Source organism: Vibrio sp. CJQ_6 (assembly GCF_043106745.1).
In the GTDB taxonomy this organism is placed as follows: domain Bacteria; phylum Pseudomonadota; class Gammaproteobacteria; order Enterobacterales; family Vibrionaceae; genus Vibrio; species Vibrio furnissii.
Genome location: NZ_JBICMV010000012.1, coordinates 124,700 through 151,112, shown reverse-complemented (window position 1 = coordinate 151,112; position 26,413 = coordinate 124,700). Strand labels below are relative to the sequence as shown.

Here is a 26,413-nt window from a genome sequence, read left to right as displayed (position 1 = left end):
TAGCTTTCAGTCTAACCCATATGCATCGAGGCTTCCTATGAAACTACTCATAATTTTGGACTTGTCGGCGTTAAACGTGGCGTCACGCCAAAACGCATCTAGTTGAGATTGCAGAAACGAAAAAGCCCCAGCATTTCTGCTGGGGCTTAGAATTTGGCGGTGAGCAAGAGATTCGAACTCTCGATACGTTGCCGTATACACACTTTCCAGGCGTGCTCCTTAAGCCACTCGGACAACTCACCGTTGTGTTAACCTTATCGGCTAACGAGGCGCTAATTTAATGATTCTGCTGAAGATGGTCAAGAGCAAAACCTAAAAAAAGCGGACAATGTGGTTTGTTTGCTTACTAATTGGCTAATTCGCACAAAATCACCGCGTTCAGATGTTTTGATAGTAACCTGGCACTTTAAACCAACGGCGACACATGTCGAGGAAGTAACCATACAGCACGCCCATGCCACAAGACACCAATGCGTTACTGGCTACCGCGGTGATGATCTGTTCGCTTGACGCGCCAACGGTGTACAAAATCGCCGCGTAAACCGGTGACTGGAACAAGACATACGCCACCAAATCCGAGATGTTCTTCATCACGCTCCCGGTCGACAGTTTTCGACCTTGACGCAACACGAAATCTCGAAAGACGCCATACGGCCATGCAATGGCGATGTTGACCGGAATCGAGAGCGTACGCGAAGCCAGCGACTGCTCAAACGTCATACCTGAAATAAAGATCTCGATGATCATTCCAGCGACAAAACAGAACACGACCATGGCAAATGTATCCGCGGCTGCGTGTCTGATACAAAACGGACCACGTGGTTTCATTTACACCCTCATCAATGAAATATTTAACTGCAATTTAAATGATTTAATAAAACAGATGACTGGATATTACATTTCATCCAGATTATGGCGCTATTAAATCACACAAATATTAGTTTTAGGTTCCGTTTTTCGTTTCAAATGGTAAATAAACTACCAAAAAGTGAGAGAAAAGTAGCCACTCCCGCTAAATTTACAACTACTTAACAAGACAATCGTTTAACTTTGCGCTCTATTTGTAATTTAATTACAGAATTCAGTCAGTAAGACCGTTAAAAGATCGATTTGATCGTGTGAGGGAACGCGCCCTCTTCTTAACGATTCAAGGGTCTGTTCCAGAACGTGGACAATCTGGTGATCGGCAGGAAGTGGAAGGGTTTGTTGCAATGATTCGGTGATTTCCAGCGCGTCATCAACGGCTTGATTATCCAAAGCAATATAGAGTTTGACCAACAGCTCTTCGGTTGAACCGGAGAACACGGGCTTTCGCTGATGCGTCTGAAATTGATACAGGGCATTGGCATGACGATATAACGCATCGTCTAGTTCATTCTCGTCAATCGGTTTGGCAATAATAAAATCGGCGCCCGCATGGAGCATCTGCTCGCGCGTTTCTTTAAAAACATCTGCGGTGCAGCCAAAGATGAGCACTTTGGCTTTGTCGCTATCCAAGCGTCGAATGCCATCAATCGCTTCAACGCCATCTTTAACTGGCATGTGGTTGTCCATCAAAATGAGGTCGTAATGACCATCTTTGACGGCTTTGATTGCTAAAGCGCCATTTTCGACACACGAGCACTCAAACCCTTTGTTTTTCATGAAAGTTTCCAGAATGACGCTGTTGGTGCGATTGTCTTCGACGATCAGTACTCGCAATCCTGTGTAACTGACGTGACGCAGTGGTTTCGTGGTGGTGGTTTGTGACTCCGTCGCATCAATGGCCACGCGAATGGTAAAACTGGTTCCAATGCCCACTTCACTCACCACGTTGACAGAACCGCGCATCAATTCGGTGATCTGCTTGACGATGGCCAGCCCCAACCCAGTGCCACCAAAACGACGTGTGGTAGACGATTCCGCCTGCTCAAACGGTTTGAAGATTTTGTTTTGCGCGTCTTTGGGAATGCCGATGCCGGTGTCACGCACTTGAATGATGAGATACAACTGCTCGCCAACAATTTCTTCTTCAAGAATGACCTCGACCAACCCGCGATAGGTGAACTTAACCGCATTGTTGAGTAGGTTGAATAGGATTTGGCGCAAGCGTGCTTTATCTGAGTAATACCAACGGTTCTCTTCAATTTGCGAATAGACTTTAAATTGCAGCCCTTTTTCGTTACACAACGTGGAGTAAACGCTGGTGACGCTACCAATGATGGAATCCAGCGGAAAACTGCTGCGATCGAGCTCCAAATGGCCCTGCTCTATTTTGGAGAAGTCGAGGATTTCGTTCAGCAGCGTCATCATGTGTTCACCGGACTCGTAGAGGCTCTTCATCTGCTGACGTTGTCGCGGTTTGAGGTCGCTTTTTAACAGAATTTGCGCGGTTCCCAACACACCATTCATCGGTGTACGAATCTCATGAGACAAGGTCGCTAAGAACGCACTCTTGGCTTTGGTTGAAGCCTGGGCTTTGACTTTCTCCGCTTCGAGATAGACGGTTTTTTGATTGAAGGTATCGATAAGGTACCGGATTTCATCTTGGCTGTGATACGGCACATCGATGATGCCGCCTTCCATCGACTCATCTACTTTTTGTGCAATCACCACAATCGGCTTAATCAAGTAGCGATTAAGCAGGTAATAACCGAACATGACGCACAGCAATAGCAATGGAATCAACCCACGCTCCACGCCCGAGATCAACTCATACACTTGCTCGTTGACCAATCGACGCGCATTGACCACTTCCAACTGCCAATGGAAATCGCCAAACGGGTAGCGGCTGACATACGCGCCGCGGCGTAAATGAAAATTGTGCTCACTGATGATCGACCCATAGGCATCATGCAGTTTAATCCCAAGGCCATATTCCTCTGCGTGATCAGCAATAAAATCCACAAAGCCTTCGAGCGACAAATCCACCGTAGCCACACCCGCAAAATGTCCATCCACGTAATACGGTGCGGAGGCGGTGATCATCTGCACTTGGGTGTAAGAGTCCACATAGACCGGCGACCACATCACGCTGCCTTTGGGTTCATCCACCGCCGACAGATACCACGCTTCACGGTCATAACCACCGGCTGCCGGATTGTTCCAAGAGATCAATTGATCAACCTTGCCATCAGTGGCGCGGTTGAAGAACAAACTCGTGTACTGACGATCAGGCACGATGCTGTTGGGCGTTGGCCACAATCCACCGCTGATCACCACACCGTCAAGAATGGAGAAAAGCGACCGCAGCATTCGGCTTTGCTCCGTCTGCCCTTGCCCACTTTGGCCGATGCTCACAATGCTCTGTAACACGCCAATGGAGCTGTTCAGCGGCTCCCGCACTTGTGTCGCTAACAACGTCGCGCGCAAATCCAGATTCTGCTGTACCTCTTGGCGAAAAGGGGCTTCCACCACCCAATAGGTCACCGTTCCTATCGTCGCGAGGAAGAAAAACAGGTACACGCCCAGAGCGAGCATACTTTTACGTTTTAGTGAGGAACGTATTTCCATAAGCCTTTGAAATTTTTCCGTTTGTACAAGTATAGTGAATAAGTTATTGAGTAAAATGTTTTATTCATTGATTTCGTGATTCAGACACCGCTCTCTTTTGTTCGCAAAGCATTCGGTTTTAATGCAACTAATTCGCCTTTGAGGTGCGTTTGAGGGTAAGATGGGCGCTTATTTTCCCCAGATAAGTATGGAACTCTATTTTGACGTTACACGATATTCTCGCCTTACCTGAGTTAGAAGACCGACTGCTGAACGAAGCGAAGACCCGTGGTTTTGTGACAGCGATGGCTTCCGCTCCCAACATTCTGCCACCCGAAGAGTGGCTGCCATTCTTATGGGGCGGAGAAGAAGTTGCGCCATTTACCGACGCCGAAGTGATGGAAAGCTATTTTCAACACATCATCGACATGTGGAACGTCTATCGCCCAGCGCTGTTAAATGGCAGTTGGGCATGGCCAGAAGGCTGTGAACTGGATGAAGAAGAGATCATCAATCAAGCCGCCCGCGATTTTTGTGAAGGCACACTGCAAGGCTGGCAGCTCGCGCGCGATGACTGGGAAGTGCTGATGCCGCAAGAGAGCCAGGACAACGCATTGCTCGGTGGTGTGTTGCTCTCGCTGAGCATGCTCTATGATCCGGAAACCTCGCTCGCAACCTTGGCTGAACAAGGTTTAGAAGGCCTTGATCAGTTTGAAGAGATTTACAATGCGATTCCAGTGATGCTATGTGGCCTGACCCAACGTGGGGTGGCACTGGCTGAGCAGCAGTGATCGATATGATGTAAAAAAGCCCGTCCAATGGACGGGCTTTTTCGATGGATTTGCGATCAATGAAAACTCACTGACGGCTTACGCGTTGCCTTTGACTTGCATGTTCAGTTGTTCAGCAAAATCCAGCATGCGATTAAGTGGGATCAGTGATTTCACACGGAGCGCTTCATCCACAAAGATTTCATGCGCTTCACCGCCATCACGCAAGGCCTGTTCAATCGCCTTCAAACCGTTCATTGCCATCCACGGGCAGTGAGCGCAGCTACGACAGGTTGCACCAGCACCAGCGGTTGGCGCTTCGATCAACTCTTTTTCTGGCACCATTTGCTGCATCTTGAAGAAGATGCCTTTGTCCGTCGCCACAATCATTTTTTTCTGTGGCAGCGATTTGGCCGCTTTGATCAGTTGGCTGGTTGAACCGACAGCATCTGCCAGTTCCACCACGCTGGAAGGTGATTCCGGATGCACCAAAATGGCAGCATCAGGATACAGCGACTTCATTTTTTTCAGCGCATCGGCAGAGAACTCATCGTGCACGACGCATTCGCCTTGCCACAACAGCATGTCTGCGCCCGTTTTATTGGCGATGTATGAACCTAAATGGCGATCCGGCCCCCAGATGATTTTTTTATCATCGGCATCCAGATGTTCCACAATTTCTAACGCAATGCTAGAGGTGACAACCCAGTCTGCCCGTGCTTTGACCGCCGCGGACGTATTGGCATACACCACCACCGTGTGGTCTGGGTGCGCATCGCAAAATTCTGTGAATTTGTCTGCTGGGCAGCCCAAATCAAGCGAACATTCCGCTTCCAGTGTTGGCATCAAAATGCGTTTTTCGGGCGTAAGAATTTTGGCGGATTCCCCCATGAAGCGCACACCAGCAATAATCAGCGTGCTGGCAGGATGGCGGTTACCAAACTTAGCCATTTCAAGGGAATCACCCACAAAGCCGCCCGTTTCTTCAGCCAGTGCCTGAATTTCAGGATCGGTGTAATAGTGGGCAATCAACACTGCATCTTTGTCTTTCAGCAGTTGTTTGATACTTGCGATATACGTTTGTTTTTCTTGTTCTGTTAACGGAATCGGTTTGGGAGGGAACGGGTAAACCGTGTCTATCTTATCCAGTATATGACTCATTGCTCTTGCTCTACGCAACTTCCTTAATCCGGGCATTGTACACTGTAACCTCAGCGATAGGCAAAAGTGATTGGTGCCAGAACGTGGTATCCAAACCGTCCATTATCGCAACACACCAGAGACAAAAAAGGCCGCAGAATGCGACCTTTTGACTACTTGAGATTTTCTTTTGCCACTTTGGCAGATGCACTGTCTGGATATTCATCCACAACTTGCTGATAGTATTTCTTTGCCTGTGCAGCGTTGTTATTACGCTTGGCGATATCGCCAAGTTTGACCATCGCATCCGCACGCTTGTTGGAATCTTTGTATGCCAACACAGCCGCGAAGCTCTTCACCGCTTCTGGATCTTGCTTCTTCGCAAAATAGAGCTGGCCTAGCCAGTAATGCGAATTCGAGGCGAAATTTGAATTAGGGTAGTCTTTCTGAAACTGTTGAAACGCAGCGATTGCGCCAGCGTAATCACGTTTTTTCAAGATCAGATCGACGGCATTTTCATAGGCAGCTTGTTCGTCAGCATCACTGCTGAATGTACCAGCCGGAATCTCTTCACTTTGACTGGTATCTGCCACGGCAGCCGCAGCCGGACGTTTTTTCATGTCACTACGAACGTTATCCAGCTCGACAAACAATTCGCGCTGACGCTCCAGCATTTGCTGCATGTCGTAGTTGTTTCGTTCTATCTGCCCACGTAATTCATTAATTTCCAAGGACATATCGTCCAGTTGCTTTTGCATTTGCAACTGCATGCGATTACGGTTTTCTAGCAAGCGTTCGAGACGTGCCACCTCACCTTCTGGCGCACCAGAACGTGTCGCAGACGCGGAATTGTTGCTGTTACTCAGGTCAGATACTGGAGCTGGTGCAGCGAACGAAACGCTCGCTGCACTTGCCAGTAACGTAAGCGTAAACACGCGCTTTAGGTTACTGAACATGAGGTTCATCCTCAATTAGTATACTAGAACAGCACGGCGGTTCTTCGCGTATACTTCTTCAGTTTGACCTAGAAGTAGCGGCTTCTCTTCACCGTAGCTTACAATAGCGATTTGGTCAGCTTGAACACCCAGTGCTTCTAGGTATTTAGCAACAGCTTGCGCACGACGCTCACCCAGTGCGATGTTGTACTCTGGAGTACCACGCTCGTCTGCGTGACCTTCGATAGTCACTTTCAGGCTTGGGTTTTTAGTCAGGTATACAGCGTGCGCTGCTAGCATTTCTTCGTAATCGCTTGCGATTGTTGCGTTGTCGAATGCGAAGTAGATGGTTTGAGTTTCACGAAGCGCTTGTTCTTTCAACTCTTGTTCAGAAAGTTGTGCATTCTCGTCCATTGGCGAAACAACGGTTGTATCCACGTTGCCTGCTGTACCTGACGTAGTTTGGTTAGTTTCAGAACCAGAAGCGTTTGCCGCTTCGTCGCTTGAACTACATGCAGTCACTGCTAGTACTGGTAGCGCAATCAGTAGCCCTTTAAGAACTTTGTTAAGTTGCATCTTATTTTCCTTACTATGTAATAGTTAGTTGCTATAAAAACGGAGACCAAGCAGGTGCTCTAACGCGCCCATTAGTTGCCGGTAATCTAGCTTTAAATCGTCCATCTATCGACACCATAGACAATACGTTTGCCTTGTTATAGATAGAACTGTAAATGACCATACCACCATTCGGTGCAATACTTGGAGACTCATCAAGCAAAGTCTTCGTCAGAATTTGCACAGAACCGGTTTCCAAGTCTTGTTTTGCCAAGTTAAAACCAGAGTTACTGCGATTCACCATCACGAGGAATCGGCCATCCGGCGTAATTTGACCACCTAAATTTTGGCTACCTTGCCAGGTCAGACGTTTGGTCGCACCGTCTGTCAAATTTACTTGATATATCTGTGGTTTACCACCCCGATCCGATGTAAATATCAGGGATTTACCATCAGGATTCCAGAAAGGTTCTGTGTTATTTGACCGACCACTCGTAATTTGCGTCAGCTTGCGGCTGGTCAGATCCAGTGTGTAGACCTGCAAACTACCGGTTTTTGATAAAACCAAGGCCAGCGTTTTGCCATCCGGAGAGAATCTTGGCGCCCCATTGTGACGTGGGTATGACGTCACTTTTTCACGCTCACCGGTATAAATGTTCATGATGTAAATTTCTGCCTGGCCGTTTTGAAAGCTCACATAGGCAAGTTTCTTACCGTCCGGAGACCAAGCAGGCGACATCAATGGTTGTTTCGAGCGCAACACCAAACGTTCGTTGTAACCGTCGTAGTCGGCCACACGCAGCTGATAAGGATAAGCATCTTTATCGTTCACCACCACGTAAGCAATGCGCGTTAAGAAAGCGCCACGTTCACCAGTGAGTTCTTCGTACACCAGATCAGCAATACGGTGCGCGTATTCACGCATGCGCTTGGCCGGAACCGTCGCCACTTTATTAAACAGCACATGATCTTTCGACAAGACCAGTTGACCATCAGAACTTAACGCACGGCTTTGGCCTTGGGTTAACTGACCTCGCACCACATCGACCAATTGATAGTTGATGACGTAGTTGCCATCGGCATTTTGGGTAATACTACCGGTCAGTAGCGCATCGACACCAATACTTGTCCATGCGTCGAATTTGACGTCGGCTTCGTTGTATGGCGTTTGAGGCATTTTGTTGGTTGGAATGGGGCTAAATTTACCACTGCGCTGAAGATCCGAGGCAATCACGCCAGAGACATCTTGTGGCAGTTTGGTTTTTCCTTCCCATTTGAAAGGAACAATCGCAATTGGACGCGCGGAGTTGATACCGTCGGTGATCACCAGCTCCAACGCCGCATTGGCAAATTGCACGCTGCTTGATACCACAAGCAGGCATCCTAACATTAATCGCTTTAACACAAGCTTTTCCTTTTTACTCTGGTACTACGGTTAAATTGATGTTCTTTAGCTTTTCGATGACGTCAGATTCATCTTTCTTCGGCAGTGGGAAGGTCCCCACTTGCGCCACCGCACGTTTGGTGGCCGCACACAGTCGGCTGTCACCATCAAGAATACGAAGATCGCCAACAATCGCGCCTGTTCCAGTAGGGATGAGGCGCAGATTCACCCTACACTGCTTTCCCTTGAAACTATCTTCCAGTAACAAGTTTTGTTGAATCAGCTGCGTGTAGATCGCGCCCCAACGTTGCGCTTCACTGGTAACGTGCTGCGAGCGTGCCGCTGAGTTGTTTTGCGATTCCGTTTCCAAGCCGGCGAAGATATTGTTCAACGCGGCTTCTTGTTCTTTGCGTTCTCGCTCAGCTTGCTGCGCGCGCTCTTTTTCAATGCGAGCTTTTTCAGCCGCAGCTTTGGCTGCCTTTTCTTTCGCGATACGTTCTTGTTCCGCTTTGGCAGCCGCTTCGCGCTCTTTACGCGCCTTTTCTTGCGCTTCTTGAGCCGCTTTCTCACGTGCGACTCGCTCTTGTTCTGCTTTCGCTGCCGCCGCGGCTTTAGCTGCTCGTTCTGCTTCAGCTTTCTTCGCTGCTTCTTCTTTCAGCTTACGTTCGGCTTCAGCTTTGGCAGCGCGTGCTTGTTCCTGTTTCGCTTTTTCTGCGGCAATTTTTTGCTCTTGTTCTTTCTGTTGGCGAGCCTTTTCAGCTTCTCGAGCCGCTTTCGCGTCTTTCGCTTGTTGTTCTTTCAACTGGCGAATACGCTCTTCAGCCTCTTTGCGGTTCTTTTCCAACTGCTCGCTTTCGCGGCGCAACTTATCCAGCCGCTCCTGCTCTTGCTTTGCGGCTGCTTCCCGTTGGCTGCGAATCTGCTGTGCCTGCTGCTTGACCAAATTCGGGTCAATCACCACAGCTTCCACCATCCGGCCACTGACTTCGGGTTTGGACATCGTAAAGTCCGTGCCCCATAGCAAGGCCACCACCAGCACCACGTGTAAAGCAACCGAGATGACAAGCGGCTTTTTGTAATCGTTTTTCTTCGACTTCTGATCTTTCATGAACAGTATTAAGCCTATTCCTTGATATCCGTTAATAAGCCAACTTTAGGAATACCTGCTCGGCTCAGTTCGTCCAGTACCAGCACCACATCCGCATACGGCGTGGCTCGGTCGCCGCCCACCGCCACAGGGGAATCGGGCTTTAGCGATAATTCCGCTTTGATGCGAACAATCACGTCCTGTAGCGACAGGCCGCGCTGTACTTCTTCATCGTTCACGCTCAAACCGAGGTTCCCCTCTTTATCGATTTCAACGATGATAAAGCTGGCGTCGCTGTCTCCCGCCATATCAGACATCGATTTGGCCGTGGTCGTTTGAGGAAGCTCCACATCCACACCTTGTGTCACAAAAGGCGACGTCACCATAAAGATGATTAACAGTACCAACATGACATCGATGTAAGGTACGACGTTAATCTCAGCCGTCATCTTCCGCTTTTTCGGTTGATAACCTGCCATACGTTATTCCCTACCTGCCATCGCCTGACGATGGAGAATACTGTGAAACTCTTCAGAGAAGGTGGCGTAACCGTGTTCCAGCTTACTGACTTTGTTGCTCAGACGGTTATATGCCATCACCGCAGGAATCGCGGCAAACAGCCCCATCGCGGTCGCGACCAGCGCTTCTGCGATACCTGGGGCAACCATTGCCAGTGTCGCTTGTTTCACCTGCCCCAACGCGATGAAAGCGTGCATGATCCCCCACACGGTACCAAACAGGCCGATGTAAGGGCTGATTGAGCCAACCGTTGCCAGAAATGGCAAGTTGGTTTCTAAATCATCAACTTCACGCGCCACAGACACGCGCATCGCACGGCCAGTGCCTTCCATGACGTAGTCTGGAGAAGCTGCATTGGTTTTGCGTAGGCGGGCAAACTCTGTAAAGCCAGAATAGAAAATCTCTTCTGTGCCGGCGATTTCGTCCTTGCGCTTTTTGACATCTTGATACAGCACCGACAGATCTGTTCCTGACCAGAACTTATCTTCAAATGCTTCCGCACTACGTGCAGCTTGAGACAGCACTTTACTGCGCTTGATGATCATCGCCCACGAGACAATCGACATCCCCAAAAGAATCAGCATCACCACCTTAACGAGGAAGCTGGCTTGCAAAAATAAATCGAGAATAGAAATATCAGCAGTCACTATGGGTAAACTCCAAAAAAATTGATTGAGGCATCGCCTTGGGTTTCATTTTCTCATTGTCGATACATGCTACCTTAACCATTGCTTTACACAATAGTCGCCCATCAGGATTTACCAGCTCCTGACAGAAGGTTAACGACGCCTTTTTAAGCTCTGCGATTGAGGTCACGACCGTCAGTTGATCGTCAAGACGAGCCCCTTGCAAAAAATCGATGTCAGCATGTCGGACAACAAAGCCGATGCTTTGTTCCAGCAACACTTGCTGCGACACACCGAAAGAACGCAGCATTTCTGTCCGCGCACGTTCGAAAAATTTGAGGTAATTGGAATGGTAGACCACGCCACCGGCGTCTGTGTCTTCGTAGTAAATAGTAATTGGCCAGTTAAAAACTTGCATGATAGTGACGTAACCGTCTCACTAGATGGCTGAATGAGTGGGTTACTATAACGCATCTCATTGATGTTAGTACAAGGTGTCGCAAAGATTTCGCCTGCGACTGACAAAAAATTAGCGCTGCCTCAAAGAGACAGCGCTAATTCGAATAAATCATCATCAATGATGCTGCTTTGTTATCCGATCACGCGGATCGCCAACAAACAAAGCAGAATCGGCAGTGAGATGTAAGGGCTGAATACCAGTTGCCAAATCCATTTACGTGGTTTGAAGCCGACACCGTATACCATGCTTGAGCAAATCGCCCAAATCAGTAACGGTGCCACCACTGCATTAAAACCACCAATGCTCGCGCTGTACGCTTCTGGATCCCACATCACCATTGCAACGTGGTAGAAACCGAGAATCAGGGATAGAACCTTCAATCGGGTTCTATCCATTGGCGCATGTAAATTGGCAATCTGATCAGACCAATTACTCACTATCTTTGTCCATCATTTCTGAGTGCTCTAACCAAAGAGCATTGATGATGCCGAATGCACAGGCGAGCAATACGCCAAGAATCCACGCAAAATACCACATAGTCTGAGCTCCTTAGTACAGTGAGTTTTTGTTGTCTTCGATGAACTTGTCATCCAAGCGGCCGAACATTTTGTAGTAACACCAAGTGGTGTAACCCAGAATGATTGGCACCATGACAAACGCCACACCCGTCATCAGGTTCAGGGTCAGCTCACTTGAGGTTGCATCCCACATGGTCAAGCTGTGGCTAGGCATCAGGCTTGATGGCATCACGAATGGGAACATGGCAAAACCCGCAGTGAAGATAACGCCCGCGTTACCCAAGCTTGAAGCGAGGAACGCAATGCCACCTTTCTCAACGCGAGAAGCGAGCACCGCCAGCAGCGGCATGACAACACCCAAGGCTGGCGCAGCCCAAAGCAGAGGATACTGCTCAAAGTTATGCATCCAAGCACCTGCTTCGCGTGCCACTTCTTTGTTCAGTGGGTTCGATGGGCCCATGGTATCAATCGCACTGGTAATCACGTAGCCATCGATGTTTTGTACCCAGAAGCCTGCTGCAACAAACAAAATCACGGTAAGCAAACCAGTCAGTTGAGCCATGTTGCGAGCGCGAACATGTACATCACCGGTGGTTTTCATTTGCAGCCATGTTGCACCCTGCATCAGGATCATAAACAGGCTGACTAGGCCACAGACCAAACCAAATGGGTTGAGCAGACCAAAGAACGAACCGTGGTAAGTCGGCATTGCGAACTCGCTCAGCTGGAACGGTACGCCTTGCAGCAAGTTACCAAATGCCACACCAAAAATGATTGGCGGCACAAAACCACTGATTGAAATACAGATGTCCCAAGCATTACGCCATTTTGGGTTTTCCAATTTCGAGCGGTAATCCAAGCCAATCGGACGCAACCACAAGGCAGCCAGAGTCACGATCATCGCCAGGTAGAACCCTGAGAATGATGTCGCGTACACCAGAGGCCATGCCGCAAACAGCGCACCACCTGCGGTGATCAACCAAACTTGGTTGCCATCCCAGTGAGGCGCAATCGAGTTAATCATCACACGGCGTTCGTTGTCGTTTTTACCGATAATCGGCACCAACGCACCAACGCCCATATCGAAACCATCAGTGATGGCAAAGCCCACCAGCAGTACGCCAATCAGTACCCACCAAATGAGTCGTAGGATTTCGTAATCAAACATAATCTTCTCTCCCTGCCTTACGCTTCGACCTGACGACTAACTCTGTCTTCCACAGTGTTGCCGTTTTGCTCAAAGTGGTAGCGGCCTGTTTTCAGGCTGCTTGGACCTTTGCGAGCAAATTTCACCATCAGATACACTTCAGCAATCAAGAATGCAGTGTACAGCGCAAGAATCGCAAACAGTGATGTCCAGATTTCACCAGCGCTCAGCGCCGATGCTGCAGTATGCACTGGCAGGATTTCACCAACCGCCCATGGCTGACGACCAAACTCGGCAACGAACCAACCCGTTTCAACGGCAATCCATGGTAGTGGAATGCTAAACAGTGCGGCTTTGAGGATCCAACGTTTCTGTTCGATCTTCTGACGACATGTTTGCACGAATGCGGCACCAAATACGAATAGCATGATGAAACCACACGCAACCATGATGCGGAAAGACCAGAACAGCGGCCATACCGTCGGAATAGAATCATCCGCCGCCGCTTGAATTTGATCTTCAGTCGCGTCAGTCACTTTGTCTGTGTAGCGTTTTAGCAACAGGCCGTAACCAAGGTCATTTTTCACTTCGTCAAATGCTGCAACGTTCTCTGCAGATTTATCACCCGCACGTAGTTTTTCCAGCAATTCGTAAGCGTACATACCGTTACGGATACGGTCGACGTGTTCTTCACGCAGGTCGCGCAGACCGGTCACTGGCGTATCAAGAGAACGAGTGGCGATGATACCCATCACATACGGAATCTTGATTGCGAAGTCAGTATTCATGGTTTCCTGATTCGGTAAACCAAACAGCGTAAAGGCCGCAGGAGCAGGCTCGGTGTGCCACTCGGCTTCAATCGCAGCCAGTTTCACTTTTTGCACTTCGCCCACTTCGTAACCAGATTCGTCACCCAGCACGATCACAGACAGAACTGCTGCCATACCGAAAGATGCTGCGATAGCAAAAGAGCGACGTGCAAACGCAATATCGCGACCTTTCAACAGGTAGTATGAGCTGATGCCTAGAATGAACATTGCACCTGTTGTGTAACCGGCAGCGACCGTGTGTACGAATTTAACCTGAGCCACTGGGTTGAACACCACTTCCGCAAAGCTCACCATTTCCATACGCATGGTTTCGAAGTTGAAATCAGCGCCCACTGGGTTTTGCATCCAGCCGTTTGCGATCAAGATCCACAACGCCGAGAAGTTAGAACCCAAAGCCACCAGCCAGGTCACGGCTAAGTGTTGACGTTTTGACAATCGATCCCAGCCAAAGAAGAACAAACCGACAAAGGTGGATTCCAAAAAGAAGGCCACGAGTGCTTCGATAGCGAGAGGGGCGCCAAAAATATCGCCTACATAATGAGAATAGTATGACCAGTTGGTACCAAACTGGAACTCCATGGTCAGGCCGGTCGCCACGCCCAGAGCAAAGTTAATACCGAAAAGCTTACCCCAGAACTTGGTCATGTCCTTATAGATTTGCTTATCAGTCATTACGTATAAAGACTCCATGATGGCAAGCAGGAACGCCATGCCTAGAGTCAATGGAACGAACAAGAAGTGATACATCGCTGTCATTGCGAACTGCAATCGCGATAGATCAACTACGTCAATCATGGTAACTCCTTTGTGTCGGCTGAATGACACTTTCGACATAAATCAACAGAAAAAAGACAGGTTAACAATAACGTTAATTTGTTAGTTTACCGCTATAACTTGTTGCAATTATGTACCATTGTGGTTAGTTAATTGTTAAGCATCAGCTAATATAGCTGGAACTAATACTACTGCCAAAAACCAGATGTTTCAAAAGGTTTATAGGAGAAAACCGCCTTGATTTACATCAAATTATGCTGTCCAAAAATGTATAAAAAAACCACAAAATGATACAGATCAACGAAAGATAAACTTTCTTGTTAGCATTAGGTAAAAAACACAATTAGATACGAGAAAAGGCGTACAAAGGGTTAACAATTCATCGAAATTAGCTAACCCTTTCAGCGTAAGGGAATTTCAAAAAGTGTGATTTAGATCCACAAAAACACTTTTTTATTTGAAGGGAGAATTAATTGTAACGTTATTTTTCTAAACCAAAATGCAAGTAGGCGCGATCGGTCGCAATCCGGCCGCGAGGCGTTCGTTGCAAATAACCCTGCTGAATGAGAAACGGTTCGATCACATCTTCAATCGTATCTTTCTCTTCACCAATCGCAGCAGCCAAGTTATCGAGGCCAACCGGTCCCCCACCAAATTTCTCCATAATGGCCAGTAGCAACTTACGGTCCATGTAATCAAACCCTTGATGGTCCACATCCAGCATATTAAGCGCTTTATCTGCGATGTCAGCACAAATATGACCATTGCCCTTCACTTCTGCAAAATCACGCACTCGGCGCAGCAGACGGTTGGCAATACGGGGTGTACCGCGAGCACGACGCGCCACTTCCAGCGCCCCTTCAGCATCCATAGAGAGGCCAAGGCAGTCCGCACTGCGCTGCACAATGTGTTGCAGGTCAGCCACTTTATAGTATTCAAGACGCTGCACAATGCCGAAACGATCGCGCAGCGGTGAGGTTAACGACCCAGCGCGGGTTGTGGCCCCAATCAAAGTAAAGGGTGGCAAATCAATTTTGATGGAACGCGCAGCTGGTCCTTCACCAATCATAATGTCCAGCTGATAATCTTCCATCGCCGGATAGAGAACCTCTTCCACCATAGGGCTGAGACGGTGAATTTCATCGATGAACAGCACATCGTTCTCTTCCAAGTTGGTCAGCAGCGCTGCGAGATCGCCCGCTTTTTCCAACACTGGGCCTGACGTGGTGCGAATGCTCACTTCCATCTCATTGGCGACAATATTAGCGAGGGTGGTTTTTCCCAACCCCGGCGGCCCAAAGATCAGCAAATGGTCGAGTGCTTCGCTGCGTTTTTGCGCCGCTTGAATAAAAATTTCCATCTGATCACGGACGTGATCCTGACCTCGGTAATCGGCCAGCTTCTTCGGACGAATCGCACGATCGATCACCTCTTCATCTTTAAATGAAGGGTTGGTCGGAGCAATAAGGCGATCGGCTTCAATCATTCAACAATTCCTGTTCGTTAGCAGGGAGACTATAGGGGTAACAACGCTGTGTGGGCAGCGAAACCAATCAACACAATAAGCACCGCATCCATTGGCTTGAGAAAAAAACAGACGGCTAAAGTGAGCCGTCTGTTGGGTTTAAACCATCGACTTCAACGCTTCGCGAATCAATTGTTCGCTGGTCATATCCGGTTGCGCCACTTGAGACACCGCTTTGGACGCCTGCGCTGGTTTATAACCAAGCGCCAGCAGTGCGCTCACCGCTTCCTCTTCGGCGTTTTGGTCATGGATCGCGCCCATCGCATCAAGCGGTGCTGCGTCGGTTGCCGGAGTAAACAAATCACCAGCCCCCCACCCTTTGAGGCGGTCTTTCATTTCCACCACCAAACGTTCTGCGGTCTTTTTACCCACACCGGGCAACTTCACCAACGTTGAAATGTCTTCTCGTTCTACACAAGCAACAAATTGGCTCGCCGTCATACCAGACAGAATGGCCAAGCCCATTTTCGGACCAACACCATTGGCTTTAATGACTTCACGGAACAACGCACGTTCGTTTACGGTATTAAACCCGTACAACAATTGTGCATCTTCACGCACCACAAAGTGAGTGTAAATAATAGCTTCATCGCCGATATTCGCGAGTTCATAAAAACAGCTCATCGGCATTTGTACTTCATACCCGATGCCGCCGACTTCAATCAGAACTTGTGGAGGTTGCTTTTCAATCAGTGTGCCGCGAAGACGTCCAATCACTGGGAATCCTTGGTTTTGATGAGTTTAGAATGCTCAAGATGATAATCAATAACTGGATGGATAGCCAGTAAAAGATAGGTCAAACAGGAGGCAGAAAGCCTCCCGAACGTTGCGTTAGCGATAGCGGCCGCGTCGGGCACTGGTCGCTTGCCCAGCCAAGGCAATCAGGGTTTTGTTGGTGTTGGCATGACAAATGGCCACGCCAAGCGCATCCGCCGCATCCGCTTGCGGTTTGGCTGGCAGTTTTAACATCTGCTGCACCATGTGCTGCACCTGTGCTTTTTCCGCGCCACCATTCCCCACCACCGCTTGTTTAATCAGACGCGCCGCGTATTCAAATACCGGCAGATCGGCATTCACGGCGGCCACAATGGCACTTCCGCGAGCTTGGCCAAGTTTCAGCGCGGAGTCGGCATTTTTCGCCATAAACACCTGCTCAATCGCAAACACTTCCGGTTGAAACTGCGTGATGATTTCGCTCACACCGGCATAAATCTGTTTCAGACGCAGCGGCAGATCTTTTTCCGATGTACGAATACATCCACTGCCCAAATACTGCAAATGGCGACCTTGCTGGCGAATCACGCCATATCCGGTGATACGAGAGCCCGGGTCAATGCCCAGAATAATAGACATGAGAGTTCCTCATTGTTGATAAGGAATAAATAGCAATCACGTGTCGCGCTCACCACAAGGCCTCACGCAGACACAAAAAGAAAGTGGGCGATGTCGCCCACTTTACACAATCGTTATTTACGACGCCATGTCGTACCACTTGGACCATCTTCCAGCACGATCCCCATCTCGTTCAGCTTGTCGCGCGCCATGTCCGCATTCGCCCAATCTTTGGAAGCGCGAGAGTCGTTGCGCAGTTTGATCAGCGCTTCGATTTCAGCAACTTCGTCATCGTTGCCCGCATCGCCTTTCAAAAACGCTTCCGGATCCTGATACAAAATACCAATCACATCCGCCAATTCACGCATCAGCGCGCCCAAAGCACTCGCTTTATCGGTATCTTCCGTTTTCAGGCGGTTCACTTCACGCGCCATATCAAACAGAACCGAATACGCTTCTGGCGTGTTGAAATCGTCATTCATCGCGGTTGTAAAACGAGTTAGGTATTCTTCGCCACCCGCGGCTGGGACGGTCATGTCTAGACCACGCAGTGATGTGTACAGACGTTCCAAAGACGCGCGAGCTTGATTCAAGTTTTCTTCACTGTAGTTTAGTTGGCTACGGTAGTGGCCAGACATCAGGAAGTAACGCACGGTTTCTGCATCGTAGTGATTCAACACATCACGAATGGTGAAGAAGTTGCCCAGTGACTTCGACATTTTTTCTTTGTCGACCATCACCATACCGCTGTGCATCCACGTGTTCACGTACTGCGTATCATGCGCGCAGCAAGATTGAGCAATTTCATTTTCATGGTGTGGAAACTGCAGATCAGAACCCCCACCGTGAATATCAAAATGGTTGCCCAAAATCGATGAGTTCATCGCAGAACATTCAATGTGCCAGCCAGGACGACCCGGTCCCCATGGTGATTCCCATGTCGGTTCACCGGGTTTAGACATTTTCCACAGCACGAAATCCAATGGACTGCGTTTCGCCATGTCGATGTCAACGCGCGCACCCGCTTGCAACTGATCCAAGTCTTGCTTCGACAGCTTGCCGTAATCATCAAACTTGTTGACTTCAAACATCACATCGCCGTTGTCTGCTACATAAGCAAAACCACGGTCAATCAGACGCTGAACCAATTCAATGATCTCTTGAATATACGCCGTTGCGCGAGGTTCAACATCCGGGCGCTTGATGTTCAGTGCATCAAAATCAGCATACATTTCTTGAATCAAACGCTCCGTCAAGGATTCACAAGATTCCTGATTTTCGGCGGCGCGTTTGATGATTTTGTCATCAATGTCAGTGATATTGCGTACGAAGGTTAAATCGTAACCAAGGTAGCGCAGGTAACGGGCCACGACATCAAACGACACAAAGGTGCGACCGTGGCCGATGTGACAGAGATCGTAAATTGTGACTCCACAGACATACATGCCAACTTTGCCGGCAGTGATGGGTTTGAATTCCTCTTTTTGTCTTGTAAGTGAGTTATAAATCTTCAACATGATCTCTATCTAATTACCGTTAAAACCAAAATAGTGGCACAGTATAACAACTCTGTTATCGCTAGGTCATCCATTTGATGTTTTGAATGAACAAAAAGTTAGGCTAAAATTCGGTATTCATACAAAACAAAGCAAAGGTAATGCACATGATCACCCTTCACACAAATTTTGGTGACATTAAAATTCAGCTGAACGAAGAGAAAGCGCCAGAAACAAGCGCAAACTTCCTACAGTACTGCCGTGACGGTTTCTACGACAACACACTGTTCCACCGTGTTATCGATGGTTTCATGATTCAAGGCGGCGGCATGACGTCTGGCCTGCGTGAAAAAGCAACTCGCTCTCCAATTCGTAACGAAGCGAACAACGGTCTGAGCAACAAAGTCGGTTCAATCGCGATGGCGCGTACCATGGAACCGCATTCAGCAAGCTCTCAGTTCTTCATCAACGTCAACAACAACACCTTCCTGGACTTCCGTTCAGAAAACCGTGACGGTTGGGGTTACTGTGTATTCGGCGAAGTGGTCGAAGGCATGGACATCGTGAATAAGATCAAAGGCGTAAGTACCGGTTCTTACGGCATGCACCAGGACGTACCACTAGACGAAGTGGTCATCACTGGCACCACCATCGAAGAGTAATCGATCAAAGGAGCGCGTTATCGCGCTCCTTATTTCTGAACCTATGCATACACTATTTATCTCTGATCTCCACCTGACCCCAAGTCGCCCCGATATCACTCATTGTTTCACTCAATTCATGCGCAACGAAGCGATCCACGCCGATGCCTTGTATGTGTTGGGCGATTTGTTTGATTTTTGGATTGGCGATGATGACCCGACCCCGTTCGCCAAACAAATTCAGCAAGAATTTAAACACCTAACCGCGCAAGGGGTGCCTTGTTACTTTACTCAAGGGAACCGTGATTTTCTGGTGGGCCGCCGTTTTGCAAAACAAACGGGCGTCACGTTACTGCCCGACGAAACGGTGATTGACCTGTACGGCACTTCGGCTGTTATTTTGCACGGCGACACTTTGTGTACCCAAGACGTACGCTATTTGGCGTTTCGCGCAAAAGTGCATCAGCCTTGGTTGCAATGGCTCTTTAACCGCCTGCCGTTCTTCATCAAACAACGCATCGTGGCCAAAATTCAAACCGACATTCGCTCAGATAAAAGCCAAAAAGCGATGGAAATTATGGATGTGACACCGGACGAAGTGGTTCATGTGATGGACAAATATCAGGTCCCGCTGATGATTCATGGCCACACCCATCGCCCTGCCATTCATCACATCAGTGACGCCCCGCAAAAAACGCGGATTGTTCTGGGCGACTGGTATACCCAAGGCTCGGTATTGGTCTATTCTGAAAGCGGTTATTCATTGGAAAAGCGACGTTTCGAATCGCAATTATGATTTAAATCGCAATCTACCACGCAAACTTTTGCGATGATGCTAAGCAATGAATATGTGTACTGATATTATTCACAATACGAAGCAACCACGATAAGAATCAATCAGCCTTGACGTACTCTTATATTGCACGACAGCCCATTTTAGACAGCGACCGAAAAACCGTGGGTTATGAGTTGCTGTTTCGGGATGGGCCTAAAAATACCTTCCCTGAGATTGACCCAGACCTGGCAACCAGCCGGTTGCTGTCTGATCATTTTCTGTCGACGCATTACAACATGCTCGGGAATCATTTGGGCTTTGTGAATTTTCCCTATCAAAGTTTGATCAACATGATCCCGACCCTGTTTCCCACCAACAGTTTGGTGGTCGAGGTATTGGAAGATTGCGAACCGACCGGGGAGTTGCTTCAGGCAGTGCGAAAAATGGCTCACATGGGGTATAAAATCGCGCTGGATGACTTCGTACCTAGCCCAGAGTGGAAGGCATTTTTGCCGTATGTGTCGATCATTAAGTTCGACATTCGCATCATTCCTATCGAAAAAGCTCGCCTGTTCATCAACAAACTCAAAGGCTCTAAAATTATCTTCCTCGCTGAGAAAGTGGAAACATACGAAGAGTTCGAACAAGCGAAGGCCGCTGGGTTTCGTTACTTTCAAGGGTATTTCTTCAGCAAACCTGAGATTATTCAGCGTAAATCGCTCGAACCAGCATTTCTGACCGTCGTCCAACTGTGTAAAGAGATTGCCAAAGACGAGATCGACTACAAAGAACTCGAAGCCTTAATCGCCAAAGACGTCACCTTATCGTACAAGCTGCTGACGTTTGTCAATTCATCGGCGGTGGTCAGCTCGAAAATTCAGTCATTCAAACAAGCGTTGGTGTATCTGGGCGAGGAACGACTGCGTAAATTCGTGTCGCTGGTTGCGATTGCTTCCACACACAGCGATAAACCCGATTACCTCTATGGCTTGTCGATTCAACGGGCCCGTTACTGCGAACTGGTGTACTCACGTCTGAGTGAAAACAGCGACATGGGCAATGCCTTTTTGACGGGCATGTTCTCGCTGCTTGATAGCCTGCTGGATCAATCACTTGAATCGATCATCAACGAAATGCCTGTCGAAGAGAGCGTCAAACAAGCTTTGGTTGCTGAAAGCGGCACTCTGGGCGATATTTTGTCGCTGACAAAAGCCTACGAACAGGCCGATTGGGAGAAAGTATCGACCATTGCCACGCGGCTCAACATTAGCGATGAGGTCCTTAGCAGCTGTTATGATGAAGCGGTGAGCTGGACAGCAGACCTGCTCAATCTCAACACCTAAGCAAACCTCTCCAACACTCGACACGCTGCGTGCAAGCCCATAAACTATGGGCGTTTTTATCAGCGTATTCGAGACAACACCATGACCCCTTGTTATTGTGGCAGCAGTGCAGCCTATGCCAACTGCTGTCAACCTATTCATCAGGATCACAAGCACGCACTCACTCCCGAACAACTGATGCGCGCACGCTACAGTGCACACGTCCTCGGCTTGGTCGACTTTGTGGTTGCAACCTACCACCCATCGTGTCATGCCGAATCGCAACGCGACGCCATTGCAGAGTCCGTCCATAGTGACTGGCAACGATTAGACGTTATCAGCGCTTCAGCGGGTTCACACGATCAAGAGGGTTTCGTGCATTTCAAAGCATACCTGTGCGATCAACAGCAGGAATTGTGCTTAGAAGAGCGCTCGCGATTTTTACGTGAAGAAGGTCTGTGGTACTACGTGGATGGTGAGTTTCCGCAACAGGCACCGGCACACAAAGTCGGCCGCAACGACCCTTGCCCTTGCGGTAGTGGAAAGAAATTTAAGAAGTGTTGTGGGCAATATTAGTAGCCAGCAACTTTGTTCCCATGCTCGAGCATGGGAACAAGAGTAAAATAGTAAATGCACCCGATATTTGAGGGGAAACACCACCAGTGAGTGCGATTACTGCTGGTCAACCAACCACTTACGAAAGTCTTTACGTTCGTTTGGAGACAATTTCAAATACTGCATTTTTGCTCTTTGCATTTCTAGGCTATCTTGGTCAACAGACTTCGTTGTCTGCTGCATACCGTTTACACGACTCGTATCGGCGATGGCATTGCCCGCAAAAGTAATACCGTTAGCTGCGTTATAAATAGCCAGTTGCTCGTCAAGATTTGAATAAGGGAAAGTACCCTTTTTCCCCACCATTTTAACTTGCTCGTAGTCTATATAGCTGCCATTGAAGCTAACATTCCAATCAATCTTATTGCCCTCAAACACTTTTTTAGCTTGTAATACATCATTCAGTTGCGGACCATCAATCTCCAGTTCGCCACCATTAACATCCAAGGTAAGAATGTAAGGCGCTGAAGTGAAGTTACCACGCTTTTCACCTCGGCCTAACATTGTATTCATACGCAATACGATTTGATTCGCCCCCATTGCAAGCGTAAATGGTTTATCCATCTGCTTTGCATCTTGGCTATTAATAAATAGAACCTCAATCCCCTGAGCAGCATCCAATTCCGTCAATTGATTGGTATTTGCATACACATTAGGGACACTCAATGCGGAAAGCGCCATTAAAATCGAAGTCCAAATTGTACGTTTCATGATTTAACCCTTTTATTATCATTAAGTTCTATACCCAAATAATCTCAAAGCTTTGATATCACAATGAAATTTAAGCTCAGTTGGGTATAACACCTACAACTTCCCAATATAATCAAAAAGGCCGCATAAATGCGACCTTTAGATTATATTTAACTTGATGCCAAGTTATTAGAATGTGTAGTAGATACCTGCTACAACACCGTTACCTTCAACTTTGTTGTCGCTGTCTGCTTTGTCTTCAGCATCAGTATATTCAACGAACGCTAGGATGTTACCAGATACCGCGTAATCAGCACCTAAAGTGTAGTACGTGAGTTCTTCGTCGTTATCAGCATCAGTGAAGCCAAACGAAGTGTAAAGGCGTGCTTTTTCGATTTGGTAGTCTAGAGCAGCAGAAACTGTTTCTAGATCTGAAGCGCCATCAATGTCTTCTGAAACGTAGTTCACTGCTGCACCGAAGCCAGCGATCTTCATACGTGCTGCTACACCCATGATTTTGTGATCATCACCAAGGCCACGATTGCCTTGATCTTGGTAAGACGCACCTACAGTGAACATTTCGTTAAATGCGTACTGAGCAGACACACCGTATGCTACATCTTCATCTTCATCAGAAGATAGGTAAGAATCAGCAATTAATTTAAGACCACCAGTTGTGTACTTCATTGAAACTGCGTGACCAGCAGACTCTAGAGAGTTAACGAAGTCATCCATGTAACCTAGGCCTTCGTTAGTGTTGTCGATTGTGATTGCGTCTAGAGAGTCACCGAAGTCACCAATTTCACCTGCAGCGATACCGAAGTTTTCACCGAAGTTGAAACCAAAGTAAAGGTCATCAGTCTTCATTGCGTTATCGTCGGACGACGTTAACTGGCTTTTCCAACCGTCGAAACCGTTGCCATTTTCGATTTCGAAAGAACCGAATGCAGTTACGCTATCGTTCAGCTTATGTGTTGCATCGATCTGGATTTTTGCCCATAGATCGATGTCAGCATCAGTACTATTTTTAGTTGTTACACCACTAGTTGTTGTTTTAGTCTCAGCTGCACTTACGTAAGTATCGATTTCACCTTTCACGTTGAACGCTGTAGTACCGTCATCATAGATGTTGCCGGCTGCAAGCGCAGAAGTAGAAATCGTTGCAACTGCCAATGCTAAAAGAGTCTTTTTCATATTAATCCACTGCCTTTTCTTAATTGGGAAGTCCGTTTCGATTCCCTCTTGTTTTATAGATGATGATTTCCCAACTCTGCGGTTAGTTATCATCGCCCACTAAATTCGAGGTTTAGATTGCAAAAGATTATGCTGCGTGTCAAATGTGAAAAAAAATATTTCTAAACAACACACAAATCATTTTAAATCATAGTCTTACATATAAATTTCACAATATCTCGGCGAAGTTCTAATCAAAAAAATAAGAATAGGTAAATGTTAAATGTTTTAACATAATAGTCTTTCGTGTTGTTAATACTCAAAAAAACAAAATCAAACAGCATTTAATTCAGCAAAACACCCATAAATGGAGTTTTATATTTTTTATCATTCAAATTAAATTTAAGTGTATGAAGGTTCAGTTTTTTTTTGTGAAGGAGATCTAGATTTGTTCTAAAAGCACACGATTTCGTGAACTACGTATCGCTTAGTAAACTGTGCTAACATCCGGGACCCGATACGCAGGTCACATTATGCTTACTACCAAAATTCAACAGTCCATACGCAACAGCTATCAAAACCTTCAAAACCAGCTCGATAACTTTGTTCCTCGTCGAGCTCAAAATTATCTTGTTGCAGAAATTGCAAAAACGCTTTGTGGTAGCTATCACAAGTCTACTCGTATGCTGGTCGCAGAAGCGGGGACCGGAATCGGCAAGTCGTTATCTTATTTAATGGGCGTGATTCCTGTTGCGGTGAGCAACAATCGAAAAATCGTCATTTCTACGGCGACCGTGGCGCTTCAAGAACAGCTTGTGCACAAAGATCTGCCACTGTTTCGCCGCATCACAGACCAAAAATTCTCTTTTATACTCGCGAAAGGTCGACAACGTTATTGTTGCACCGAAAAACTGGCCGCGGCCTCCGGCGCTGATGGCGGACAAATGGCCATGTTTGAGTCCAAACCTGCAGAAAAGGATATACAACAGCTTCAGCAGCTCTACACCGAATTGTCTCAAGGTAAGTGGGATGGTGACCGTGATTCATGGCCAGAGCCTATCTCAGAGACGGTCTGGAACAGTGTCGTCAGCGACAAACACAGCTGTAATGGTAGCTTTTCAGCCCATCGTCAGTGCCCGTTTCAAAAGGCGCGCTCAGAGCTTGATAAAGCGGACATCATCATTGCCAACCATAGCTTAGTCATGGCTGATGCCGATCTTGGTGGTGGTGTGATCCTTCCTGAACCAGAAAATACGATTTACGTATTCGATGAAGCACATCATTTACCTCATGTGGCGCGCGAGCACGCCTCCGCGGCAGCGACCATGAAGGGCGCAGCAGCTTGGTTAGAAAAACTCAATCAATCTTTATCTAAGCTCGCAAATCTGGCCGACGAAAAACGTGTCTCCCGCTTTCGAAATGAAGCGCAAGATGCAATACAAGCGCTGATACCGAGCTTGAGCCAACTCCCCAAACAGTTTGATGCCAGCGCATTTGAAGAAAAACGTTATCGATTCGAACACGGCGATTTGCCGACATGGCTTGAAGAACAAGCAAAAGACCTGAAACGACAAAGTAAGAAAGCCAATCAAGCCGTGGCAAAAATCGCCGACTTAATTGGTGAACGGGTTAAAGATGGTGAACTGGCACCACGCCTTGCTGAGCCTGCCTTGGCCGAACTTGGTTTCTTCATCCAACGTTTGGAAAATTTGGCGCAGGTATGGCATTTGATGGCGGAACCCAAGCGCGAAAAAGGAGCCCCGCTCGCTCGCTGGTTGGAGCTCAGCCCAGAACGTGAGGGGGATTACGTCGTGAACGTATCGCCACTTGAAATCGGTTGGCAACTCGATCAACAGATCTGGAGTCGTTGCGTCGGCGCCATTTTGGTCTCGGCAACCATGCGCGCGCTCAACTCATTCAATTTTTTCTGCCGCCAAGCCGGCATCAGCGAAAAAGCCGAGGACGGTGTTCAATTTTTAGCCCTTGCTTCACCATTTGATTATCAAAATCAGGCTGAATTGCTGATTCCTAAGATGCAATACGAACCTCAGGCTCCCGAATACACCGATTATCTAGCCGATAAAGTGGCCGATTACATCCAAGATGGCAAAGCAAACCTCGTTTTATTTGCGTCTTATTGGCAAATGAAAGAAGTTGCGGAGAAATTATCTAAATTATTTATAAAAAAAGGTTGGGCGCTGCAAGTTCAAGGCGAAAAATCCAGAAAAGAAATTCTAAATAAACATAAAACCCTAGTCCAATGCGGAAAAACCAGTGTGTTGTTTGGTACAGGAAGCTTTTCAGAAGGGCTCGACTTACCCGGAGAATTACTGGAAAACCTTATCATCACCAAGATTCCGTTTGCCGTACCAACCTCACCCGTAGAACAGGCACATGCTGAATACATTCAGCATCGCGGCGGCAACCCGTTTCTACAAATCACCGTCCCGGAAGCCAGTAAGAAATTGATTCAATCAGCAGGCCGTTTACTGAGGAAAGAGCGCGATTGTGGTAGAGTCGTGATACTTGACCGCCGCGTGGTGTCAAAACGCTATGGCAAAGCCTTATTGGATTCGCTGCCACCGTTTAAACGCACCATTGAATACTGAGTTTTCTGGACCGTAGAAA

General features: G+C 47.7%; 26 protein-coding genes and 1 tRNA gene. 6 read left to right on the top strand and 21 right to left on the bottom strand.

Annotated features, from left to right (window positions below):
- Nucleotides 1–154 precede the first annotated feature (154 nt).
- The 3 genes from ACF8PK_RS07645 to ACF8PK_RS07635 form a co-directional block, all read right to left on the bottom strand.
- Nucleotides 155–242, bottom strand: a tRNA-Ser gene (locus ACF8PK_RS07645).
- A 136-nt stretch (nucleotides 243–378) separates the two neighbouring features.
- On the bottom strand, nucleotides 379–828 hold the full coding sequence (locus tag ACF8PK_RS07640; protein WP_014205362.1) for an L-alanine exporter AlaE: 450 nt from the start codon (nucleotides 826–828) through the stop codon (nucleotides 379–381).
- Nucleotides 829–1,068: 240 nt separating this feature from the next.
- Nucleotides 1,069–3,492: an ATP-binding protein gene (locus tag ACF8PK_RS07635; RefSeq protein WP_392440671.1), complete on the bottom strand. Its 2,424-nt coding sequence runs from the start codon at nucleotides 3,490–3,492 to the stop codon at nucleotides 1,069–1,071.
- A gap of 200 nt (nucleotides 3,493–3,692) precedes the next feature.
- Between ACF8PK_RS07635 and ACF8PK_RS07630 the strand changes: the two genes are divergently transcribed.
- Nucleotides 3,693–4,262 (top strand): YecA family protein, encoded by a 570-nt coding sequence (locus ACF8PK_RS07630; RefSeq protein WP_004726406.1) that lies wholly within the window; start codon nucleotides 3,693–3,695, stop codon nucleotides 4,260–4,262.
- 78 nt (nucleotides 4,263–4,340) lie between these two features.
- Here the strand turns inward: ACF8PK_RS07630 and nadA are convergent, their stop codons facing one another.
- The 16 genes from nadA to cysS form a co-directional block, all read right to left on the bottom strand.
- Nucleotides 4,341–5,402 carry a quinolinate synthase NadA gene (gene nadA / locus ACF8PK_RS07625; protein ID WP_014205364.1) on the bottom strand — a complete coding sequence of 354 codons (1,062 nt, stop codon included), beginning with the start codon at nucleotides 5,400–5,402 and terminating at the stop codon, nucleotides 4,341–4,343.
- 152 nt (nucleotides 5,403–5,554) lie between these two features.
- Complete coding sequence (gene ybgF, locus ACF8PK_RS07620) at nucleotides 5,555–6,337, bottom strand: tol-pal system protein YbgF (protein WP_004726408.1); 783 nt, start codon at nucleotides 6,335–6,337, stop codon at nucleotides 5,555–5,557.
- 15 nt (nucleotides 6,338–6,352) lie between these two features.
- Nucleotides 6,353–6,892 carry a peptidoglycan-associated lipoprotein Pal gene (gene pal / locus ACF8PK_RS07615; protein ID WP_004726409.1) on the bottom strand — a complete coding sequence of 180 codons (540 nt, stop codon included), beginning with the start codon at nucleotides 6,890–6,892 and terminating at the stop codon, nucleotides 6,353–6,355.
- A 31-nt stretch (nucleotides 6,893–6,923) separates the two neighbouring features.
- Complete coding sequence (tolB, locus tag ACF8PK_RS07610; protein WP_086027828.1) at nucleotides 6,924–8,261, bottom strand: Tol-Pal system beta propeller repeat protein TolB; 1,338 nt, start codon at nucleotides 8,259–8,261, stop codon at nucleotides 6,924–6,926.
- 28 nt (nucleotides 8,262–8,289) lie between these two features.
- Nucleotides 8,290–9,363 carry a cell envelope integrity protein TolA gene (gene tolA / locus ACF8PK_RS07605; protein ID WP_238810166.1) on the bottom strand — a complete coding sequence of 358 codons (1,074 nt, stop codon included), beginning with the start codon at nucleotides 9,361–9,363 and terminating at the stop codon, nucleotides 8,290–8,292.
- A gap of 14 nt (nucleotides 9,364–9,377) precedes the next feature.
- The gene (tolR, locus tag ACF8PK_RS07600) at nucleotides 9,378–9,821 is read right to left on the bottom strand and encodes a protein TolR (RefSeq protein WP_014205366.1); all 444 of its coding nucleotides are present in this window, start codon (nucleotides 9,819–9,821) and stop codon (nucleotides 9,378–9,380) included.
- Nucleotides 9,822–9,824: 3 nt separating this feature from the next.
- A complete protein-coding gene (gene tolQ / locus ACF8PK_RS07595; RefSeq protein ID WP_004726413.1) occupies nucleotides 9,825–10,508 on the bottom strand; it encodes a protein TolQ in 684 nt (227 codons plus the stop codon).
- Complete coding sequence (gene ybgC / locus ACF8PK_RS07590) at nucleotides 10,498–10,905, bottom strand: tol-pal system-associated acyl-CoA thioesterase (RefSeq protein ID WP_055466356.1); 408 nt, start codon at nucleotides 10,903–10,905, stop codon at nucleotides 10,498–10,500. The genes tolQ and ybgC overlap by 11 nt, the downstream gene beginning before the upstream one ends.
- A 173-nt stretch (nucleotides 10,906–11,078) precedes the next feature.
- Nucleotides 11,079–11,384 (bottom strand): cyd operon protein YbgE, encoded by a 306-nt coding sequence (gene ybgE, locus ACF8PK_RS07585; protein WP_041942581.1) that lies wholly within the window; start codon nucleotides 11,382–11,384, stop codon nucleotides 11,079–11,081.
- A complete protein-coding gene (gene cydX / locus ACF8PK_RS07580) occupies nucleotides 11,377–11,484 on the bottom strand; it encodes a cytochrome bd-I oxidase subunit CydX (RefSeq protein WP_000270284.1) in 108 nt (35 codons plus the stop codon). The genes ybgE and cydX overlap by 8 nt, the downstream gene beginning before the upstream one ends.
- Before the next feature lie 12 nt (nucleotides 11,485–11,496).
- Nucleotides 11,497–12,633, bottom strand: a complete 1,137-nt coding sequence (cydB, locus tag ACF8PK_RS07575) for a cytochrome d ubiquinol oxidase subunit II (RefSeq protein WP_392440670.1) — start codon at nucleotides 12,631–12,633, stop codon at nucleotides 11,497–11,499.
- A gap of 17 nt (nucleotides 12,634–12,650) precedes the next feature.
- Nucleotides 12,651–14,237 carry a cytochrome ubiquinol oxidase subunit I gene (gene cydA / locus ACF8PK_RS07570; protein ID WP_004726417.1) on the bottom strand — a complete coding sequence of 529 codons (1,587 nt, stop codon included), beginning with the start codon at nucleotides 14,235–14,237 and terminating at the stop codon, nucleotides 12,651–12,653.
- Nucleotides 14,238–14,697: 460 nt separating this feature from the next.
- A complete protein-coding gene (gene ruvB / locus ACF8PK_RS07565) occupies nucleotides 14,698–15,702 on the bottom strand; it encodes a Holliday junction branch migration DNA helicase RuvB (RefSeq protein ID WP_004726418.1) in 1,005 nt (334 codons plus the stop codon).
- 138 nt (nucleotides 15,703–15,840) lie between these two features.
- Nucleotides 15,841–16,458, bottom strand: a complete 618-nt coding sequence (ruvA, locus tag ACF8PK_RS07560) for a Holliday junction branch migration protein RuvA (protein WP_004726419.1) — start codon at nucleotides 16,456–16,458, stop codon at nucleotides 15,841–15,843.
- Between the two features lie 114 nt (nucleotides 16,459–16,572).
- Complete coding sequence (gene ruvC, locus ACF8PK_RS07555) at nucleotides 16,573–17,094, bottom strand: crossover junction endodeoxyribonuclease RuvC (RefSeq protein ID WP_004726420.1); 522 nt, start codon at nucleotides 17,092–17,094, stop codon at nucleotides 16,573–16,575.
- A gap of 113 nt (nucleotides 17,095–17,207) precedes the next feature.
- Nucleotides 17,208–18,590 (bottom strand): cysteine--tRNA ligase, encoded by a 1,383-nt coding sequence (gene cysS, locus ACF8PK_RS07550; protein WP_004726421.1) that lies wholly within the window; start codon nucleotides 18,588–18,590, stop codon nucleotides 17,208–17,210.
- A gap of 146 nt (nucleotides 18,591–18,736) precedes the next feature.
- Between cysS and ACF8PK_RS07545 the strand changes: the two genes are divergently transcribed.
- The 4 genes from ACF8PK_RS07545 to ACF8PK_RS07530 all read left to right on the top strand — a co-directional run bounded on the left by ACF8PK_RS07545 (nucleotide 18,737) and on the right by ACF8PK_RS07530 (nucleotide 21,883).
- The gene (locus ACF8PK_RS07545; RefSeq protein ID WP_004726422.1) at nucleotides 18,737–19,231 is read left to right on the top strand and encodes a peptidylprolyl isomerase; all 495 of its coding nucleotides are present in this window, start codon (nucleotides 18,737–18,739) and stop codon (nucleotides 19,229–19,231) included.
- A gap of 43 nt (nucleotides 19,232–19,274) precedes the next feature.
- On the top strand, nucleotides 19,275–20,006 hold the full coding sequence (lpxH, locus tag ACF8PK_RS07540; RefSeq protein WP_038151324.1) for a UDP-2,3-diacylglucosamine diphosphatase: 732 nt from the start codon (nucleotides 19,275–19,277) through the stop codon (nucleotides 20,004–20,006).
- Between the two features lie 107 nt (nucleotides 20,007–20,113).
- Entirely contained in the window at nucleotides 20,114–21,328 is a 1,215-nt protein-coding gene (locus tag ACF8PK_RS07535) for an EAL and HDOD domain-containing protein (protein ID WP_055466354.1), read from the top strand.
- 81 nt (nucleotides 21,329–21,409) lie between these two features.
- Entirely contained in the window at nucleotides 21,410–21,883 is a 474-nt protein-coding gene (locus ACF8PK_RS07530; RefSeq protein WP_392440669.1) for a YchJ family metal-binding protein, read from the top strand.
- Nucleotides 21,884–21,979: 96 nt separating this feature from the next.
- Here the strand turns inward: ACF8PK_RS07530 and ACF8PK_RS07525 are convergent, their stop codons facing one another.
- Together ACF8PK_RS07525 and ACF8PK_RS07520 are read right to left on the bottom strand one after the other, a co-directional pair.
- A complete protein-coding gene (locus ACF8PK_RS07525; RefSeq protein WP_154180985.1) occupies nucleotides 21,980–22,633 on the bottom strand; it encodes a DUF2057 family protein in 654 nt (217 codons plus the stop codon).
- A 168-nt stretch (nucleotides 22,634–22,801) separates the two neighbouring features.
- Nucleotides 22,802–23,806, bottom strand: a complete 1,005-nt coding sequence (locus tag ACF8PK_RS07520) for a porin (RefSeq protein ID WP_014205373.1) — start codon at nucleotides 23,804–23,806, stop codon at nucleotides 22,802–22,804.
- A 512-nt stretch (nucleotides 23,807–24,318) separates the two neighbouring features.
- Here ACF8PK_RS07520 and dinG point away from each other — a divergent pair.
- Nucleotides 24,319–26,394: an ATP-dependent DNA helicase DinG gene (gene dinG, locus ACF8PK_RS07515; RefSeq protein WP_392440668.1), complete on the top strand. Its 2,076-nt coding sequence runs from the start codon at nucleotides 24,319–24,321 to the stop codon at nucleotides 26,392–26,394.
- Nucleotides 26,395–26,413: the final 19 nt, after the last annotated feature.